The 16,571-nt window shown below is 63.1% G+C and carries 16 protein-coding genes; 12 read left to right on the forward strand and 4 right to left on the reverse strand.

The features are described 5' to 3' along the window. The first annotated feature begins 96 nt into the window (after positions 1–96). The gene (locus tag RA302_RS06730; RefSeq protein ID WP_084325731.1) at positions 97–1,680 is read left to right on the forward strand and encodes an MFS transporter; all 1,584 of its coding nucleotides are present in this window, start codon (positions 97–99) and stop codon (positions 1,678–1,680) included. 23 nt (positions 1,681–1,703) lie between these two features. Beyond that, positions 1,704–2,348, forward strand: coding sequence for an NAD(P)H-dependent oxidoreductase (locus tag RA302_RS06735; RefSeq protein WP_029254726.1), 645 nt, complete (start codon positions 1,704–1,706; stop codon positions 2,346–2,348). Between the two features lie 19 nt (positions 2,349–2,367). Here RA302_RS06735 and RA302_RS06740 read toward each other — a convergent pair whose 3' ends face one another. Both RA302_RS06740 and RA302_RS06745 read right to left on the reverse strand, forming a co-directional pair. Beyond that, positions 2,368–3,372 (reverse strand): TIGR03617 family F420-dependent LLM class oxidoreductase, encoded by a 1,005-nt coding sequence (locus RA302_RS06740; protein ID WP_256064913.1) that lies wholly within the window; start codon positions 3,370–3,372, stop codon positions 2,368–2,370. Then, complete coding sequence (locus RA302_RS06745; RefSeq protein ID WP_021343221.1) at positions 3,369–3,944, reverse strand: hypothetical protein; 576 nt, start codon at positions 3,942–3,944, stop codon at positions 3,369–3,371. Before RA302_RS06745 ends, RA302_RS06740 begins: the two co-directional genes overlap by 4 nt. Positions 3,945–4,206: 262 nt before the next feature. Between RA302_RS06745 and dnaK the strand changes: the two genes are divergently transcribed. From dnaK to RA302_RS06790, 9 genes are all read left to right on the forward strand, one after another. Next, positions 4,207–6,060, forward strand: coding sequence for a molecular chaperone DnaK (dnaK, locus tag RA302_RS06750; protein WP_019749384.1), 1,854 nt, complete (start codon positions 4,207–4,209; stop codon positions 6,058–6,060). Further along, on the forward strand, positions 6,057–6,653 hold the full coding sequence (gene grpE / locus RA302_RS06755) for a nucleotide exchange factor GrpE (RefSeq protein ID WP_019749385.1): 597 nt from the start codon (positions 6,057–6,059) through the stop codon (positions 6,651–6,653). The genes dnaK and grpE overlap by 4 nt, the downstream gene beginning before the upstream one ends. A gap of 22 nt (positions 6,654–6,675) precedes the next feature. Then, entirely contained in the window at positions 6,676–7,848 is a 1,173-nt protein-coding gene (gene dnaJ / locus RA302_RS06760) for a molecular chaperone DnaJ (RefSeq protein ID WP_338479867.1), read from the forward strand. Then, positions 7,848–8,255, forward strand: coding sequence for a helix-turn-helix domain-containing protein (locus RA302_RS06765; RefSeq protein ID WP_020906601.1), 408 nt, complete (start codon positions 7,848–7,850; stop codon positions 8,253–8,255). The genes dnaJ and RA302_RS06765 overlap by 1 nt, the downstream gene beginning before the upstream one ends. Before the next feature lie 334 nt (positions 8,256–8,589). Then, positions 8,590–9,804: an ABC transporter substrate-binding protein gene (locus RA302_RS06770; protein WP_047890168.1), complete on the forward strand. Its 1,215-nt coding sequence runs from the start codon at positions 8,590–8,592 to the stop codon at positions 9,802–9,804. After that, complete coding sequence (locus RA302_RS06775) at positions 9,801–10,658, forward strand: branched-chain amino acid ABC transporter permease (RefSeq protein ID WP_020906602.1); 858 nt, start codon at positions 9,801–9,803, stop codon at positions 10,656–10,658. The genes RA302_RS06770 and RA302_RS06775 overlap by 4 nt, the downstream gene beginning before the upstream one ends. Position 10,659: 1 nt before the next feature. Beyond that, on the forward strand, positions 10,660–12,510 hold the full coding sequence (locus tag RA302_RS06780) for a branched-chain amino acid ABC transporter ATP-binding protein/permease (protein WP_019749389.1): 1,851 nt from the start codon (positions 10,660–10,662) through the stop codon (positions 12,508–12,510). Beyond that, positions 12,510–13,229, forward strand: coding sequence for an ABC transporter ATP-binding protein (locus RA302_RS06785; RefSeq protein WP_020723665.1), 720 nt, complete (start codon positions 12,510–12,512; stop codon positions 13,227–13,229). Before RA302_RS06780 ends, RA302_RS06785 begins: the two co-directional genes overlap by 1 nt. Before the next feature lie 132 nt (positions 13,230–13,361). Then, the gene (locus RA302_RS06790; RefSeq protein ID WP_024487410.1) at positions 13,362–14,537 is read left to right on the forward strand and encodes an NADH:flavin oxidoreductase; all 1,176 of its coding nucleotides are present in this window, start codon (positions 13,362–13,364) and stop codon (positions 14,535–14,537) included. A gap of 91 nt (positions 14,538–14,628) precedes the next feature. On the opposite strand, the gene RA302_RS06795 is transcribed toward RA302_RS06790, so the two are convergent. Then, a complete protein-coding gene (locus RA302_RS06795) occupies positions 14,629–15,090 on the reverse strand; it encodes a hypothetical protein (protein WP_019749392.1) in 462 nt (153 codons plus the stop codon). Positions 15,091–15,266: 176 nt separating this feature from the next. On the opposite strand from RA302_RS06795, the gene RA302_RS06800 reads away from it, so the two are divergent. Further along, on the forward strand, positions 15,267–15,926 hold the full coding sequence (locus RA302_RS06800; protein ID WP_019749393.1) for a response regulator transcription factor: 660 nt from the start codon (positions 15,267–15,269) through the stop codon (positions 15,924–15,926). Positions 15,927–15,933: 7 nt separating this feature from the next. On the opposite strand, the gene RA302_RS06805 is transcribed toward RA302_RS06800, so the two are convergent. Continuing rightward, positions 15,934–16,374, reverse strand: a complete 441-nt coding sequence (locus RA302_RS06805) for a hypothetical protein (protein WP_020968778.1) — start codon at positions 16,372–16,374, stop codon at positions 15,934–15,936. Between the last annotated feature and the right edge of the window lie 197 nt (positions 16,375–16,571).

Genomic DNA, 16,571 nt, shown 5'->3' on the forward strand with positions numbered 1-16,571 from the left:
TCACTGTGCGAGCGCTTGGAGAGGGTTCTATCTTGAGTTCGGGATGACCCGGACATAACTCCCAGGTTCGGGTCCCACCTCGATGGGAGCACGCGCATGGCGAGTGACATCAAGTCCGCTTCACCGGATCGAGCCACCCTCGTCCTGGGGACGCTCATCCTGGTCGCTGCGGTCGCGAATCTCAATCTCTCGGTCGCGAATGTCGCGCTGCCGGACATCGGGCGGGCCTTCGACGCCAGCCAGACACAACTGAACCTGATCGCGGTCGGGTACTCGTTGGGCCTGGCCGGAACGGTGCTCTACCTTGGGGCGTTGGGAGACCGATACGGCCGCAAGATGCTGCTGGTCACCGGCATGGCGCTGTCTATTCCGGCGTCGATCGTGGCTGGATTCGCCGGGAACTTCGAAGTGCTGTTCCTTGCTCGGATAGTCGGAGGCGTCTCGGCAGGTCTTGCATTCCCGACCACGCTGGCGATCATCACGGCGCTGTGGGCCGGACCGGCACGGACCAAGGCGATTGCCATGTGGTCCGCAATCGGTGGCGCGATTTCAGCACTCGGTCCGATCGTCTCGGGGGCGCTGCTCGAGCAGTTTCACTGGGGTTCGGTCTTCTTCGTCACCCTTCCGTTGGCTCTCGTGGCACTGATCTGTTCGCTGGTGTTGGTGCCCGCGCACGTCAACGAGACGACCGAGCGAGTTGATCACCTCGGCGGCATAGTGTCGATCGTCTTCATCGGGGCGCTGGTGCTGTCCATCAACTTTGCGCCGGTGAAGGGTTCGGGCACGTTGGCTCTGGTGCTCGGGGCGATAGCGGTCGTCGCGGGTATCGGGTTCTTCCTGCAACAGCGACGCGCGGTCAATCCGCTGTTCGATCTTCACGTAGCTGCGCGCCCGACCTTCTGGGTCGCGGCGGTGGGCGGGTTGGTCGTGTTCGGTTCGCTCATGGGCGCGATGTTCATCGGCCAGCAGTTCCTGCAGAACGTCCTCGGCTACTCGACGCTGGCAGCCGGTGCGGCGATCATTCCGGCTGCGCTGGCGATGGTGATCGTTGCGCCGCGCTCGGCGACCATGATCGAAAGGTACGGCGCCCGCGTCACGCTGCTCTCCGGCTACCTGTTCGTGGTTCTCGGGTTGTTTGTCGCGCTTTTCCTGTGGAACGAAAGCACACAGTATTGGCAGGTCGCGCTGGCCTATGCGCTCGTCGGGATCGGCGTCGGCCTGGCCGGCACACCGGCATCGCGTTCGCTGACCGGATCCGTTCCCGTGCACCGCGCTGGTATGGCGTCGGGAACGTCGGACCTGCAACGTGACCTGGGCGGGGCCATCATGCAGTCGATTCTCGGCGGAATACTCACGGCCGGTTACGCAAAATCGTTGGGTACTGCGATCTCGTCATCGCCGAACGCATCCGAGGTGACTCCTGAAACTCAGGCCGCGCTCACCAAATCTTTCTCCAGCGCCGAAGTTCTGGCGGAACGCTACCCGCAATACGCGGACCAAATCATGACCGCCGCCAAAAACGCCTTCCTGGACGGGGATACAAACGCCTACATCGCGGCGATCATCATCGTGTGTGCCGGGGCCGCGGTGGTGACGTTCTTCTATCCGCATCGCGAGCGCGAACGTGTCCTGCTGGCGCAGTACGCGGCAGAATCCGATCTCGCCGCGGAGAAGAGTTGAGCGCGCTCTGGTAGTGATGAGGGATGCCACAGCTACTTCACATCGATTCGTCTGCCGAACTCCACAACTCAACCTCGCGTGATCTGACTGCCCTGTTCGCTCAGCAGTGGTCGAAGAACAGCCCGGATCACACGACGGTGACGGTGGACCTGCACCGGGATCCGTTGCCGCACCTCGCGGATGCGGCCCTGCACTACGCACCACGCTTGCGAGTCGATGGGGAGATTCCGGATCCCGCCGCGGAAGCACTACAGGCTCGGGTCATCGAGCAACTTACCGCTGCAGACGTAGTCGTGATCGGCGCGCCGATGTACAACTGGTCGATCCCGTCGACGTTGAAGGCGTGGATAGATTACGTGCACGTCCTGGGGACTACGGTGCCTTTCGACACGCGTACTCAGCCGCTCGCAGGTAAGCCCGTGGTGATCGTGTCCAGCCGTGGGAACACCTATGCACCGGGCTCGGGGAACGAGGCCAACGATCACACCGTCCCGCCACTCGTTCAGGTGCTCGGGGTGTCGATGGGAATGGATGTCTCCGTCATCACCGCGGAACTGACTTTGGCGCAGCGTATTCCGGCGATGGCACCGCTGATCGAGCAGGGTGACGCGAGCCTGCGTGCTGCCCGGGAGTCGTTGACCGAGCTGGCCCGTACCTTGGGGGCCTGATCAGGAAGTTCGACCAGGTTCAGGTGAGAAGCGAGATCATCGACGCCACGTCTGACGGTTCTACGTCGTAACCCGGGAAGTAGCAGCACACTTCGTCGGCATGCTCGCCGAACCGGCGCCGAATCTCGGCGGCACACTCTTCGGGGGTGCCGACGACGGCGAGTGTGGTCAGCATCGGATCGGTGATCAGTGATGCCATGTCGGCGTAACCACCTCGCTTCGACAGGGCATTGAGTTCCGGTTGGACCTCGCCCCACCCTTCGACGTCGAGCACCGGACGGTATGCGGGCGTCGAACCGTAGAACGAGAGCAGGGCTCTGACGCCTCGGGCGGCCGCGGCAAGTTGATCGTCGCCGCGGCCGACGCCGACGATGACCTGCGGGATGATCGTGAATTCGTCTCGGGTGCGGCCGGATTCACGGAGGCCGGCATCGACGGCCGGAAGTGTTCGTTCGAGGAAATGGCGTTGCGTGTGGAACGGCATGACCAGGAGTCCGTCGGCCACCTCCGCCGCCGTCCGGGTCATCACCGGTCCGAGCGCACCCATCAGGATGGGCGGCGGTCCATAGGGATTGGGGCCTGGATCGAACGTCGGGGGCATCAGAGTGTGGGTGAAGAACTCGCCGCGGAAGTTCAGCGTCGAGGTGTTCTCCCACGCCGTGAAGATCGCCTTGACCGCTGCGACCGTCTCCTTCATGCGGGCCGCTGGACGCGACCACGTTGCGCTGTAGCGTTTTTCGATGTGCGGTTTGATCTGCGATCCGAGACCGAGGCGAAAGTGGCCGCGACTGAGCAACTGTAGGTCGTTGGCCGAATGCGCCAGATGCATGGGACTGCGGGGGAATGCGATGGCGACGTTGGTCATCAGGTCGAGGTCGACGGCCGATGCCGCTTCGACGAGCGGGAAGAACACGTCGTGTGGTCCCTCGAAGGTGAACAGGCCACCGGCGCCGGTGGCCGCGAGTTCACGGCTGCGAGCAGCGCCCGCGCCCGGCGCGGAGTCGAGTTGTACGTGAACCTTCATCGGCGTACTCGCAGCCAGGTGCTGACACCGGGAGCAAACGGAGCGATCGCCGCCACTGCTACAAGGACGCAGTAGAGAATCGGACCCCATCTCAGAACTCCGGCGCCGATATCCGCGGCGCCGTCGACCAGAGACATGAAGCCGAGTCCGGCCGCGATGCTGAGGGCTCCGACGATCGCCGTCATCACCCGCCCGGCGTTCTTGCGGGCACGGAGGAGTTGAAGGCTCATGAGTGCGAGCAGGATCAGGACGAGAGCGCCGCCGCCACTGCCGGCCAGGACGACCGTCACGGCATCGGAGATGTCGGTGGACGAGTATCCGGGATTGTCGCGCGCAGTCGATTCTTCGAGGGCTGACCGGACGTCGTCGAGGCTGGTGACTACCACTCCGGCGATACCGGCCAGGACGACGAACGAGCCGATCCAGGCAGAGGTGGACAAGGTCACGGCCTTGGGTATCTCGTCGTTCGCTGCAGGTCGGAGCGGCCGAACCGAGACGTCGGGTCGCTCGGGTGCCGGGCGCGCCGGCGCCGGTCGAGCAGGTCGAACGGGAGAATTGTCGGGATCGGTCACCGGCCGATCGTAGCCATTCGGAGAGATTCGGAAGTGATGTGGCGCACTTTTTCGGCTTTTCGGGGAAGGCGGGAACAAATCTACGTGGGCTGTAGTTGACCATTTCGACAAGCTTGAGCGCCCTCGGCTCAACTTCGAGTTGACTCCCGGCCACGGTCGGAGGCAAACTTGAGCGGAGGACGCTCACCAAGCGAAAAACTCGCGGTCATGTTCGAGATCAACCACTCGGGCAGAGAACCGCAGAACGAAAGGTAGGAACACTATGGCTCGTGCAGTCGGTATCGATCTCGGTACGACCAACTCGGTAGTTGCAGTGCTGGAGGGCGGCGAGCCCGTAGTGGTCGCCAACGCCGAAGGCTCACGTACCACCCCCTCGGTGGTCGCATTTGCCAAGAACGGCGAGGTTCTCGTCGGTCAGCCCGCGAAGAACCAGGCAGTCACGAACGTCGACCGCACCCTCCGCTCCGTCAAGCGCCACATCGGCACTGACTGGAACGTGGAAATCGACGGCAAGAAGTACACGCCGCAGGAAATCAGCGCCCGCACGCTCATGAAGCTCAAGCGTGACGCGGAGGCTTACCTCGGCGAAGACATCACCGACGCCGTCATCACCGTCCCCGCATACTTCGAGGACGCACAGCGTCAGGCAACCAAGGAAGCCGGCCAGATCGCCGGCCTCAACGTCCTTCGTATCGTCAACGAGCCCACCGCGGCTGCACTGGCATACGGACTGGACAAGGGTGACACCGAGCAGACCATTCTGGTCTTCGACCTCGGTGGCGGCACCTTCGACGTCTCCCTGCTCGAAATCGGCGACGGCGTCGTCGAGGTTCGCGCAACCTCCGGTGACAACCACCTCGGTGGCGACGACTGGGACGAGCGCGTCGTCGCTTGGCTGGTCGACAAGTTCAAGGCTCAGAACGGCATCGATCTGACCAAGGACAAGATGGCCCTGCAGCGTCTGCGTGAGGCTGCGGAGAAGGCGAAGATCGAGCTCTCCAGCTCGCAGAGCACCTCCATCAACCTCCCGTACATCACGGTCGACGCGGACAAGAACCCGCTCTTCCTGGACGAGCAGCTCTCCCGCAGCGAGTTCCAGAAGATCACCTCGGACCTGCTCGATCGCACCCGTGCGCCGTTCCAGGCAGTGATCAAGGACAGCGGAATCGCCGTCAAGGACATCGACCATGTCGTGCTCGTCGGTGGCTCCACCCGTATGCCGGCAGTCTCCGATCTGGTTCGTGAACTGACCGGTGGCCGTGAGCCCAACAAGGGTGTCAACCCGGACGAGGTCGTCGCAGTCGGCGCCGCACTCCAGGCCGGCGTGCTCAAGGGCGAGGTCAAGGACGTTCTGCTCCTCGACGTCACGCCGCTTTCCCTCGGTATCGAAACCAAGGGTGGCGTGATGACCAAGCTCATCGAGCGCAACACCACCATCCCCACGAAGCGTTCCGAGACCTTCACCACCGCTGACGACAATCAGCCTTCGGTGCAGATCCAGGTCTTCCAGGGTGAGCGCGAAATCGCTTCGCACAACAAGCTGCTCGGCTCCTTCGAGCTCACCGATCTGCCGCCCGCCCCGCGTGGCGTTCCGCAGATCGAGGTCACCTTCGACATCGACGCCAACGGCATCGTGCACGTGACGGCGAAGGACAAGGGCACCGGCAAGGAAAACACGATCAAGATCCAGGACGGCTCCGGTCTGTCCAAGGAAGAGATCGAGCGCATGGTCAAGGACGCCGAGGCTCACGCCGAGGAAGACAAGGCACGTCGCGAAGAGGCAGAGGTCCGCAACCAGGCCGAGTCGCTGGTCCACCAGACGGAGAAGTTCGTCAAGGAGCAGCGTGAAGGTGAGAACGCGGGCAAGGTCTCCGAGGAGATCCTGACCAAGGTCGAGGCAGCGGTCAAGGACGTCAACGACGCCCTGGCAGGCACCGACATCGCTGCAGTGAAGACCGCAGTGGAGAAGCTGGGCACCGAGTCGCAGGCTCTGGGCCAGGCCATCTACGAGGCTTCCGCTGCAAACGAGGCCGGAAACACCGACGGCGCAGGCAATGACGACGACGTCGTCGACGCCGAGGTTGTCGACGAGCCCACCGACTCGGACAAGAAGTGACCTCGGACAACTCCGAGAACAACCCGGTCGACCCCGAGACCGGTGCACAGGGAGAGGCGGCGGGGGAATCCCTGCCGCCGCTCGACTCGGAAGACACAGGGGTAGTTCAGGAAGCAGAGTCGATCGTGGAGGAAGCATCCGCCACCGATCAGCTCGCCGAACGAACTGCGGATCTGCAGCGACTTCAGGCGGAGTTCACCAACTACCGTCGTCGCGTCGAGCGTGACAAGCAGGTCATCAAGGAAACCGCGCGAGCTTCGGTCATCACCGAACTCATCGGAATCCTCGACGACCTGGATCGCGCTCGGGCACACGGTGACCTCGAATCAGGTCCACTGCGTGCACTCGCGGACAAGCTCAACACGACCCTGACGGGTCTGGGTTTGACCGACTTCGGTAACGAGGGCGACGATTTCGATCCCGCACTCCACGAAGCGGTGCAGCATGAAGGCGAAGGCCACGACCCCGTACTCGGGACGGTCATGCGCAAGGGTTACAAGCTCGGCGACCGGGTCCTTCGGACCGCAATGGTGGCCGTGACGGACCGGGTAGGCGACAAGCCTGCAGACGGTTCAGAACAAGAAGCGAAGTAAGAGTGAGAGGAGGAGACGCCCAGTGAGTCAACGGGAGTGGATCGAGAAGGACTTCTACAAGGAGCTGGGCGTCTCGTCCACCGCGACGGCCGACGAAATCAAGAAGGCGTATCGCAAGCTGGCCCGGGATCTTCATCCCGACGCCAACCCTGACGATGCGAAGGCCGAAGAGCGTTTCAAGTCCGTCAGTGAAGCTCATGCCGTTCTGTCTGATCCGGACAAGCGCAAGGAGTACGACGAGGCCAGGCGCCTCTTTGCCAGCGGAGGCTTCGGTACCCGTGCGCAAGGTGGCGGTGGATTCAACCCCGGCGCTGGTGGTTTCGACATCAACGACCTGTTCGGCGGCGGTGCCGGCGGACAGGACTCGGGTCTCGGAGACATCTTCGGCGGGTTGTTCAATCGCGGGGGAGCGGGCCAGCGCACCGCTGCGCCCAACCGCCCGCGTCGAGGCAAGGACCTCGAGACCGAGACGACGCTCGCCTTCCGCGAAGCGGCGCTCGGTGTCACCGTCCCACTTCGTCTGACCAGCCCGACGTCGTGCACCACGTGTCACGGCAGCGGCGCAAAGCCGGGCACCAGCCCGCGAGTGTGCCCGCATTGCAACGGAACCGGCGTGGTCAGCCGCAACCAGGGCGCATTCGGATTCAGTGAGCCGTGTGACGACTGCCGGGGAACCGGCTCGATCATCGACTCGCCTTGCGAGGACTGCCACGGTAGCGGCGTCACCAACCGGACACGGACCATCACGGTTCGCGTGCCGGCAGGCGTGAGCGACGGTCAGAAAATCAGACTCAAGGGCAAGGGCGAAGCGGGTCTCCGCGGAGCTCCGGCGGGTGACCTGTTCGTCAACATCCGCGTCAAGCCGGACAATGTCTTCGGCCGTAACGGCGACGATCTGACGCTGACGGTTCCGGTGAGCTACGGCGAACTGGTGCTCGGGACGACACTGTCCGTGCCGACCCTGGACGGCCGTGTCGGAGTGAAGGTTCCGGCCGGAACGGTGGACGGACGCATTCTGCGAGTTCGCGGACGCGGCATCCCCAAGCGTCCCGAGGGGGCCGGCGACCTTCTGGTCACCGTCAAGGTATCCGTCCCGCAGAAGTTGGACGACCCGGCGATCGAAGCGCTGAAGACCTATCTCGAAGCCGAGAAGGCGAGCGGGTTCGATCCACGGGCCGGGTGGGCCGGTGCATGATGACCGAACGACCGCAGAATCAATGGGATGCGACGGTCGATCCTGACGCCCAGATCTTCGTGATCTCGGTGGCAGCCGAGTTGGCCGGAATGCATGCGCAGACCTTGCGTAACTACGATCGACTCGGTTTGGTCACCCCTCACCGAACCACTGGTGGCGGACGACGCTACTCCCCGCGTGATGTTGCGCTTCTGCGTGAAGTGCAACGGCTTTCGCAGGACGAGGGCGTCAACCTCGCCGGAATCAAACGGATCATCGAACTGACCAACCAGGTCGAGGCTCTGCAGCATCGCGTCCGCGAACTGGCCGAGGAAATCGCGAAAGTCCATGCGGGCTATCGCCGGGACCTCGTTCCGATTCCACGCAACAACGCGTTGGTGGTTTGGAAGCCACGAAACCAGCGATAGTTCAGACCTTTACGCAAACGGCTCCACGCCCTGCTCGGATTCACCTCATCGAATCCCGCAGGGTGTGGGGCCGTTTTGGCGTTTCCACCCAGCGGGAATCGGTCTGTCGAGGCCGCCCGAATATGCATAGCGTCCGCTTCCATGACTCCTCTTTTGTGCGTTTGACGTTATCCAGATCACATTCTATGCTCCAACCCAAGCAACTGCTTGCTAGATCATCAAGCGGGTGCTTGGTTGGCTGGTGCTCGAAATCAGGCGTTCCCACCGGCCGATCCTTCTTTCGTCAGGTATTCGCCTGACGTTCGGTGCATACATGTGTTCTAGGAGTGCAGACATGAATCGTCGGCCCATTCTTGTTGCGGCAGTTGCCGTGACGGCTCTGGCTCTCGCGGGGTGTAGTGGTTCTTCGGAGTCCGAAGGTGGCGCGGATTCGCCGTACCGCGTCCTGCTGACCGGCGGGATCAGTGCGCAGGGTGTTCTCGCGGCGAACTCGCAGACTTCCCTGCTGGCCACGAAGGCCGGCGTTCAGGTCCAGAACGAGGCCGGGGGCATCGGCGGCCGTCAGATCGAGCTCACCACTGTCGACGACGCGGGTGATGCAACCATCGCCGTCACCAAGCTGCGCGAAGCCATCAACTCGGGGAACAAGCCTGACCTCTACCTCAACTCGGGTCCTTCGTCGATCGCGGCTGCGGTTCTCCCGATCCTCAAGCAGAACAACATCCTCTCGCTGAGCATGGCGCCTTCTCCCGATTCCACGGACCCCTCGAAGTTCCCGCTGAACTTCGACCTGGCTCCGGGCGCGACCGACACCGCTCGCGGCATCTCCGAGTATGCAAAAACCAAGGGCTACAGCAGCGTCGGAGTCCTGCACGGTAGTACCGCTTACGGTGAACTCTTCGGCGAGGAGATGACCAGTGCGCTCGAGAAAGTCGGTCTGAAAGCTGCCGGCAACGAAGAATACGACGCCGCTGCTCTGGACATGACGGCGCAGTTGCAGTCGCTCAAGAATGCCGGTGCAACGGCAATCGCGTTGGACGCGTACGGCGCCCCGCTCGGATACGTGTTGCAGAGCCTGGAGCGACTCGGCTGGGACGTGCCGTTGATCGGCAACACGTCGGTCTCTGCCACCAACCTCATCGCCAATGATCCGCCCGCCGGCGTGCTCGGCACCCCGCAGGTGAAGAACCTGGTGACGCAGGTGTTCACCAGCACGGTGTTCGATCCGAACAACGCGCTCGTCAACACGATGGTGGACACGATGGCGTCGCTGGGCTCGATCCCGTCGACGCTGATCCTCGCGGACAACTACGACGCATTCCCCCTCGTCGCGGCAGCAGCGGAGAAGGTCGGCAGTTCGACCGATCCGAAGAAGCTCGCCGAAGCACTGGAAACCGCAGAGGTTCAGGAGAATGCCAAGACCGCATTCCTCTCGCGCTACAACTTCAGCTCTGACAACCACGGCCCGAACCCGGATACCAGTGAGCTGAAGTTCATCAGCCCGACGAAGATCCTCAACGGTCAGTTCGGAAACCCGGCTGCGTCATGACCATTCTGTGGTCCGGATTGGCGCTCGGCGCGGTCTACGTGCTGGTTGCCATCGGGTACAACATCGTTTTCGTTTCCTCCAACACTTTCAACTTCGCTCAAGCTCAGCTGATGATGGTGGGCACTTTCGTCGCCTACACGGGTCTCGTGACCCTGAAACTTCCCGTTCTCGTGGTGGCCGTCATGGCAACCGTGACCGTGATGCTCCTCGCCTCGGTCGAGGAGATCGTCGCGATCAGACCGGTGGCCGATCACCAGAACCAGCTGGTCACCACGCTTGGCGTTGCCACTCTGCTCAATGGTGCAACTCAATTGATTTGGGGTAGTGAACCTCTCACGGTTCCGTTCTTCGGATCGAACGAACCGATCACCCTACTCGGCGGCCGTACCTACCCGGTCGAGATCGCTCTGCTTGTTGCGGCGATCGCACTGGTCATCGGGTTGAGTTACGTCTCGAAGAAGACCATGACGGGTCTGGCTCTGATCGGTATCTCCGAGGATCGTGAAGCGGCGATGCTGCGAGGAGTCAACGTACGACGGTTGGCGCTGGGTGCGTTTGCCTTCTCGGGTGCATTGGCCGGTGTCCTCGGACTCCTTGTCGGCCCCAAGACGTTTGCAGTTGCGACGTTGGGTGCCGCGCTGGCCCTCAAGGGATTCGTGGCGTTGGCGATCGGCGGGTTCGGCTCTCTGCCAGGCGCTTTGATCGGCGGCCTGACCGTCGGCCTGGTGGAATCGTTCACCGCCCTGTGGGCGGGAAGTCAGTACAGCAATATCGCCGTCTTCACGGTGCTGATCGTCATCTTGATGGTCAAACCTGCCGGCTTGTTCGGCAACGTCCGAGAACGGGTGGTGTGAAATGGTAAGCGCGTGGCGGACTTTCCGTTCCCTTCCGAGTTGGATCATCCCGCTCGTCCTGGCGGTAGTGATCTTGCTGCTGCCCGTGATGGGGCTCGACCTGTCGACATCACGGCAGATTCAATTGGCCTGCATCCTGGCACTTGTGGTCAGCGGCCTGAACCTGAGCCTCGGCTTTGCCGGTGAACTGGCGCTCGGCCAGGCCGCGATGTACGCGGCGGGTGCATACACCGCGGGTCTGATGTCCCAGGCCGGTCACACCGACATCCTGGTCCAGCTCGCTGCGGCCGGTGCCGTGGCATTGGGCGTCGGCATCTTGACCGGCGTTCCCGGTCTGCGACTGGGCAACTGGTCCCTGGCGATGACGTCGTTCTTCCTGGTGCTGCTCGTGCCGGACGTACTGGCGATCTTCGGCGGCAAGACCGGCGGCCGAAACGGCCTCACCGGTATGGAGCCGCCGACGCTCTTCGGCTCCGAACTCGACACCCAGCAGTACTACATGGTGGTTGTCGTGGTGACCGTCCTCTGGTTCGCGGTGATGCGCAACCTGGTGGTCTCGCGCCACGGCATCGCGTTCCGCACGCTCAAGCAGTCGCCGGTGCTGGCGTCGTCGCAGGGTGTGTCGGTGTTCCGGATGAAACTGCTCGGCTATGCGATCGGTGCGTTCCCGGCCGGTCTGGCGGGTGCGTTGTTCGCCAATACCGACCTGTTCATCTCGCCGGAAGCCTTCGGGTTCACCTTTGCGACAGCGGTTCTGGCGGCATCCATCCTGGGCGGTGCGGCAAGTGTGTACGGCGCCGTAGTCGGTGCCGCGATCATGCAGCTCGGTCCCAACCAGTCGACGGCATTTCAGGAATACTCGCTGATCTTCTACGGAGGCTTCCTGATCATCGGCGGTGTGCTGCTCTCCGGTGGTCTGACCAAGGTCGGGCGAGCGATCGTCTCGAAACTCGATCGCAGGGCCGGCCTGGGCGTAGTCACCGCAAAGGAAAACAGCGGCGGAACACCGGAACTGGCGCCGATCAACGGCGCACGGTTGGTGGTCGACGGAGTGTCCAAGGCATTCGGTGGCAACCAGGCTCTCAATGCGGCAACCCTGACCGCAGAGGCAGGTAAGGTCACCGCGTTGATCGGGCCAAACGGTTCGGGTAAGACGACCATGCTCAACATGATCTGCGGGTTCTACACCGCGGACGCCGGCGTGATCACAATCGGTGACACGGTGGTCTCGCAGTCGTCGCCGCACAAGGTGGCGCGCGTGGGTGTGGCGCGGACGTTCCAAACTCCGACGATTCCGGAGAACATCACGGTTCTGGAAGCTGTTGCATCCGGACGGTATTCGGTGCACCGCGCGTCGATGGCGTCGGCTGTGCTTCGCCTGCCCAGCTTCCGCAGGATCGCGAAGGCCGACATCGTCGAGGCCGAGCGTGTTCTCGAGCTCGTGGGGATGTCGCACCTGCGCAACGAGATCGCGACGTCGCTGCCCCTGGGGATGCGTCGCATGCTCGAAGTTGCTCGCGCCGTCATCGCCGAGCCGAGGGTCGTACTCTTCGACGAGGTTGCGTCCGGACTCGACGAGGACGAACTCGAACGCCTGGCGGACCTGATCCGGGTACTGCGTGATGCCGGGGCCACAGTGGTGTTGGTGGAGCACAACTTCCGCCTCGTGCTCTCGCTGGCCGACGAGATCGTGGTGCTGGCGCAGGGGCAGGTGATCGCCACCGGCGATGCGGCGACGATCGAACATCACCCGCGCGTGTTGAGCGAATACCTCGGAGTCAAGTCCGGTGATGAGGATGCGCTGCTCGAAGAAATCGGCGCGGTAGACCATCAGACCAGCGAGGTGAAGTGATGGAACCGATTCTGAAGGTCCGTAACCTGCAGACCGGGTACGGCGATCTGCGCGTCGTCTGGGATGTCTCGTTCGACGTCTATCCCGGTCAGGTGACAGCCCTGCTCGGACGCAACGGTGCAGGCAAGACGAGCACGCTCCGTGCTCTGTCCGGCCTCAACAAGGTGGCCTCTGGAACCGTCGAAATGGACGGTGCCGACATCACCGGAGTTCCCGCCCACAAGCGGGTGCGGCAGGGTATGGCGTACGTGCAGGAGGGTAAGCGGGTCTTTCACAAGCAGACCGTCGAGCAGAACCTTCTGCTGGGCGGGTACACCCGCAAGGCAAAGCGCGGCGAGCTGATGGAATCCGTCGAGTCCATGTACGAGATGTTCCCGATCCTGGGGGAGAAGCGTGCGCTTCCCGCCGGTTCCATGTCGGGCGGTCAGCAGCAGATGCTCGCGATCGGCGCAGCGCTGATGGCGCAGCCGCGGTTGCTCCTTCTCGACGAACCGTCGGGCGGGCTGGCTCCGGTGATCGTCGGTGAGGTGATGGACCGCGTCCAGCAGCTCAAAGAAACCGGCCTGGCTGTTCTGTTGGTGGAGCAGGCAGTGGAGGCCGCGATGAGCGTCGCCGATCACGTGACGGTCCTCGACATCGGCAAGGTGGTCCTCGACGCCGACGCCAAGGACATCGACGACCTGGCAGTGCTCAAGGACGCGTACTTCGGACGCATCTGATCTGCACCGATGTCACTTCAGCCCGGCCACCTCGGCCGGGCTGAAGTTGTTTTCCCGCTCCGTGGCACGGGGGCTGGCCAGCTCTGGACCATCGATCTACCGTCCAGCAAACAACCCCTGCGAGAGGCAAACTTGATGACTGCTCCCGACGTGCTCGCCCCGGCAAAGCTGGGCCCGGTGACCTTGCGAAATCGAATCATCAAGTCCGCGACATTCGAAGGCAAAACTCCCGACGCCCTGGTCACCGACGAGCTGATCGAGTTCCATCGCCGCCCGGCAGCCGGCGGAGTCGGGATGTCCACCGTCGCGTATTGCGCCGTCGCACCGGAAGGGCGCACCGAATACGGCCAGCTGTGGATGCGGCCCGATGCCCTCCCCGGACTGCGACGACTCACCGATGCCATTCACGCCGAAGGGGCAGCAGCATCGGCGCAGCTCGGGCACGCCGGCCCCGTCGCGAATCAGAAGTCGACCGGACTGCCTGCGCTGGCACCGTCGAGTTCGTTCAATCCGTTGAGCATGAGGATGATTCGCACTGCCACCACAGCGGACATCACCAGAATTGCGGCGGCGCACGGGAGCGCTGCGCGACTTGCCGTCGAGGCAGGATTCGACGCCGTCGAGATCCACTTCGGCCACAACTATTTCGCGAGCTCGTTCCTGAGTCCGAAACTGAACCGTCGTAAGGATTCTTACGGCGGATCGCTCGAGAATCGGGCTCGCGTCGTACTCGAAACTGCGCGCAGTGTGCGCGATGCAGTCGGCGACAAGATCGCGATCTTGGCCAAGCTGAACATGGACGACGGTGTGCCAGGCGGATTCTGGGTGGACGAAGCAATCCAGGTGGCGCAGTGGCTCGAGGCATCCGGAAGTGTCGATGCGCTCGAGTTGACGATGGGTAGCTCACTGCTCAACCCGATGTACCTGTTCAAGGGCGATGCGCCGATCCGCGAGTTTGCCGCCGCGATGCCGCAACCTGTTCGACTCGGTGTGCAGTTGGTGGGCAAGAGCATGTTGCATGCCTATCCGTACAAGCCGCTGTTCATGCTGGAAGAGGCTCGGCAGATCCGTGCTGCGGTGAAGTTGCCGCTCGTGCTGCTCGGCGGTGTCACGGATAAAGCGGGCATGGATACCGCAATGGCGGAAGGGTTCGAGTTCGTCGCCATGGCACGGGCACTGCTCAGAGAACCGGATCTGATCAATCGGATCGCAGCCGAATCCGATACCCAATCACTGTGCATCCACTGCAACAAGTGCATGCCTACGATCTTCAGTGGTGCCCGCTGCGTGTTGGTCGAACGCGTCTGAGCTGGTCAGCGCACACCACGTCCCGACATCCATGCGGATACCGGGTCGTGGGCCGTAGCGGATCAAGTTCGTGGTTGCTTCAACGCTCGTTTCAGTTCTGCGTGAAGACGTCGTAGGAGGCGTTCATCGTGGGGTAGCCGGTGGCCATGTAGTCGGTGAGGATGACGTGCGTCGGGTCACCGATGATGCGGGTCCCGTCGAGGGTGGGGTTGCCGGCGTAGTTGTTGGCCGCCATGACGGTCTGGACTCCGTCGGCCACGTTGTAGGTGACGTCGACACCGATGCCGCGCGGATCGCTGCTGTAGGCGGTGACGATTTCGGTCGTGTGCGGAGCCAGGTAGGAGCGGGGGCCGTTGATCCACTGTCCGTAGGGGTTGGACGCGCTGTCCAGCAGCATCGGGTTGTCGGTGTTGTTGGTGATGGTCATGGCAACCGTCGGGCCGTCGGTCGGCATGGTGCCGGCGTTGGCGACCGCCGCGGTTCCCAGTGCGGTTCCGCCGAGAGCGAGGGCGATCGCGGTGACTGCTACGAAGCGAGTGGTGTTGGTACGCATGATGTCTGCTCCTGGGCTGGTGTGTGGTTGCCGTTCTCGGCGATGAATCAATCTTGTCGCGAATCAGGGCTGCTGTATGTCCGCCGACGGGGCCGTGGCGGGGTTGAATCGCGTGTCCCCCGATCGGGGGAGGCGCAAGTGCTCGCATTGCTGGTACGGGCGTGAGAAAGTGAGCAATGCGAGAAGGCACGAAGCCGGTGGTCGGCAAGGTTTCCGTGGTGGTCGGCGACGATCACCCGTTGTTTCGTGAGGGCGTGGTTCGGGCCCTGACCGGCAGTGACCGCATCGACGTTCTGGGCGAGGCCGACGACGGCGCAGCTGCGCTCGCAATGATTCGGGAATTACGCCCGAAGGTGGCGCTGATCGATTTCCGGATGCCCCACCTGGACGGGACCCAGGTGGCAGCAGCAGTGGTTCGAGACGAGTTGCCGACCAGGGTGCTCCTGCTCAGTGCTCACGACGAATCGTCCGTCGTGTATCAGGCTCTGCAGGCGGGTGCTGCCGGATTCCTGCCGAAGGAATCCACCCGGGCCGAGATCGTGAGCGCCGTGCTCGACTGCGCCGCGGGACGAGATGTGTTGCCGCCCAGCATCGCTGCCGGACTGGTGGGAGAGGTGCGTCGCCGTAGCGAGCCGTCCGGCCCGACTCTCAGCGCCCGTGAGCGTGAAGTCCTCGGATTGATCGCACAGGGCGCCAGTATCCCCACCATCGCCTCCCAGCTCTTTCTTGCGCCTTCGACCGTCAAAACCCACGTGCAGCGCCTCTACGAGAAACTCGGAGTCAACGATCGAGGCGCCGCCGTCGCCGCCGCGATGCGGCAGGGTCTGTTGGAGTGAACGGGAGTCACCGCAGTACGTACGTGACGTTCATGGCCGGGTAACCCGAGGTCATCGTCACCGTGACGTCGTGGCCGTCGGGGGCGTACGTTCCGCCGGCATCTGCCCTGGCCTTCGAGTTGGTGGCGCTGAAGACAAACACTCCACCGTCGTCGGAGCGGTACGTCAGCACGACGGGGAAGTCGTTCTGATTCTTGCTGGTGGCGACCACGTTGACGTTCATGTTCGGCAGGATGTAGTCGGCCGGCGGGACGATCCAGTCACCGTTCGGATTGGATGCGTCGACCAGATACAGGGCCCCGAAGCCCGAATTGCTGATCATCGCCGTCGTGACGGATGTGTCGGTTATCGACTTCACCGCGTTCGCCCCGGCGGCGCGGGCGACCAGAGCTGCCATGCTGAGGCCGGAGAAGGAAATTGCTTCGGGTCGAATTGTGTTGGTAGCCATGATGTTTCTCCTCGATTTGTCGGTCTCGGTGACCGTGTGTTTCGGTGATGAGACAACTATGGCCCCGAAATCCCTTCGGGTCTGTCCACCTACGGGTCCGAGTGCTGGATGACATCGGTGTCCCCCGATCGGTGGACACCAACGCTCTCCACTGCCGTAGCCCACCCAGCGGGAGAACCCGTTCCTCTACCAACCAG

It is taken from the genome of Rhodococcus sp. DN22, assembly GCF_036669995.1.
Taxonomy (GTDB): Bacteria; Actinomycetota; Actinomycetes; order Mycobacteriales; family Mycobacteriaceae; genus Rhodococcus_F; species Rhodococcus_F erythropolis.

Coding starts and splice junctions, on each gene's coding strand:
- RA302_RS06730 (WP_084325731.1), top strand. CDS start 97: ATGGCGAGTGACATCAAGTCCGCTTCACCGGATCGAGCCACCCTCGTC.
- RA302_RS06735 (WP_029254726.1), top strand. CDS start 1,704: ATGCCACAGCTACTTCACATCGATTCGTCTGCCGAACTCCACAACTCA.
- RA302_RS06740 (WP_256064913.1), bottom strand. CDS start 3,372: ATGAAGGTTCACGTACAACTCGACTCCGCGCCGGGCGCGGGCGCTGCT.
- dnaK (WP_019749384.1), top strand. CDS start 4,207: ATGGCTCGTGCAGTCGGTATCGATCTCGGTACGACCAACTCGGTAGTT.
- RA302_RS06765 (WP_020906601.1), top strand. CDS start 7,848: ATGACCGAACGACCGCAGAATCAATGGGATGCGACGGTCGATCCTGAC.
- RA302_RS06770 (WP_047890168.1), top strand. CDS start 8,590: ATGAATCGTCGGCCCATTCTTGTTGCGGCAGTTGCCGTGACGGCTCTG.
- RA302_RS06775 (WP_020906602.1), top strand. CDS start 9,801: ATGACCATTCTGTGGTCCGGATTGGCGCTCGGCGCGGTCTACGTGCTG.
- RA302_RS06780 (WP_019749389.1), top strand. CDS start 10,660: ATGGTAAGCGCGTGGCGGACTTTCCGTTCCCTTCCGAGTTGGATCATC.
- RA302_RS06785 (WP_020723665.1), top strand. CDS start 12,510: ATGGAACCGATTCTGAAGGTCCGTAACCTGCAGACCGGGTACGGCGAT.
- RA302_RS06795 (WP_019749392.1), bottom strand. CDS start 15,090: ATGCGTACCAACACCACTCGCTTCGTAGCAGTCACCGCGATCGCCCTC.
- RA302_RS06800 (WP_019749393.1), top strand. CDS start 15,267: ATGCGAGAAGGCACGAAGCCGGTGGTCGGCAAGGTTTCCGTGGTGGTC.
- RA302_RS06805 (WP_020968778.1), bottom strand. CDS start 16,374: ATGGCTACCAACACAATTCGACCCGAAGCAATTTCCTTCTCCGGCCTC.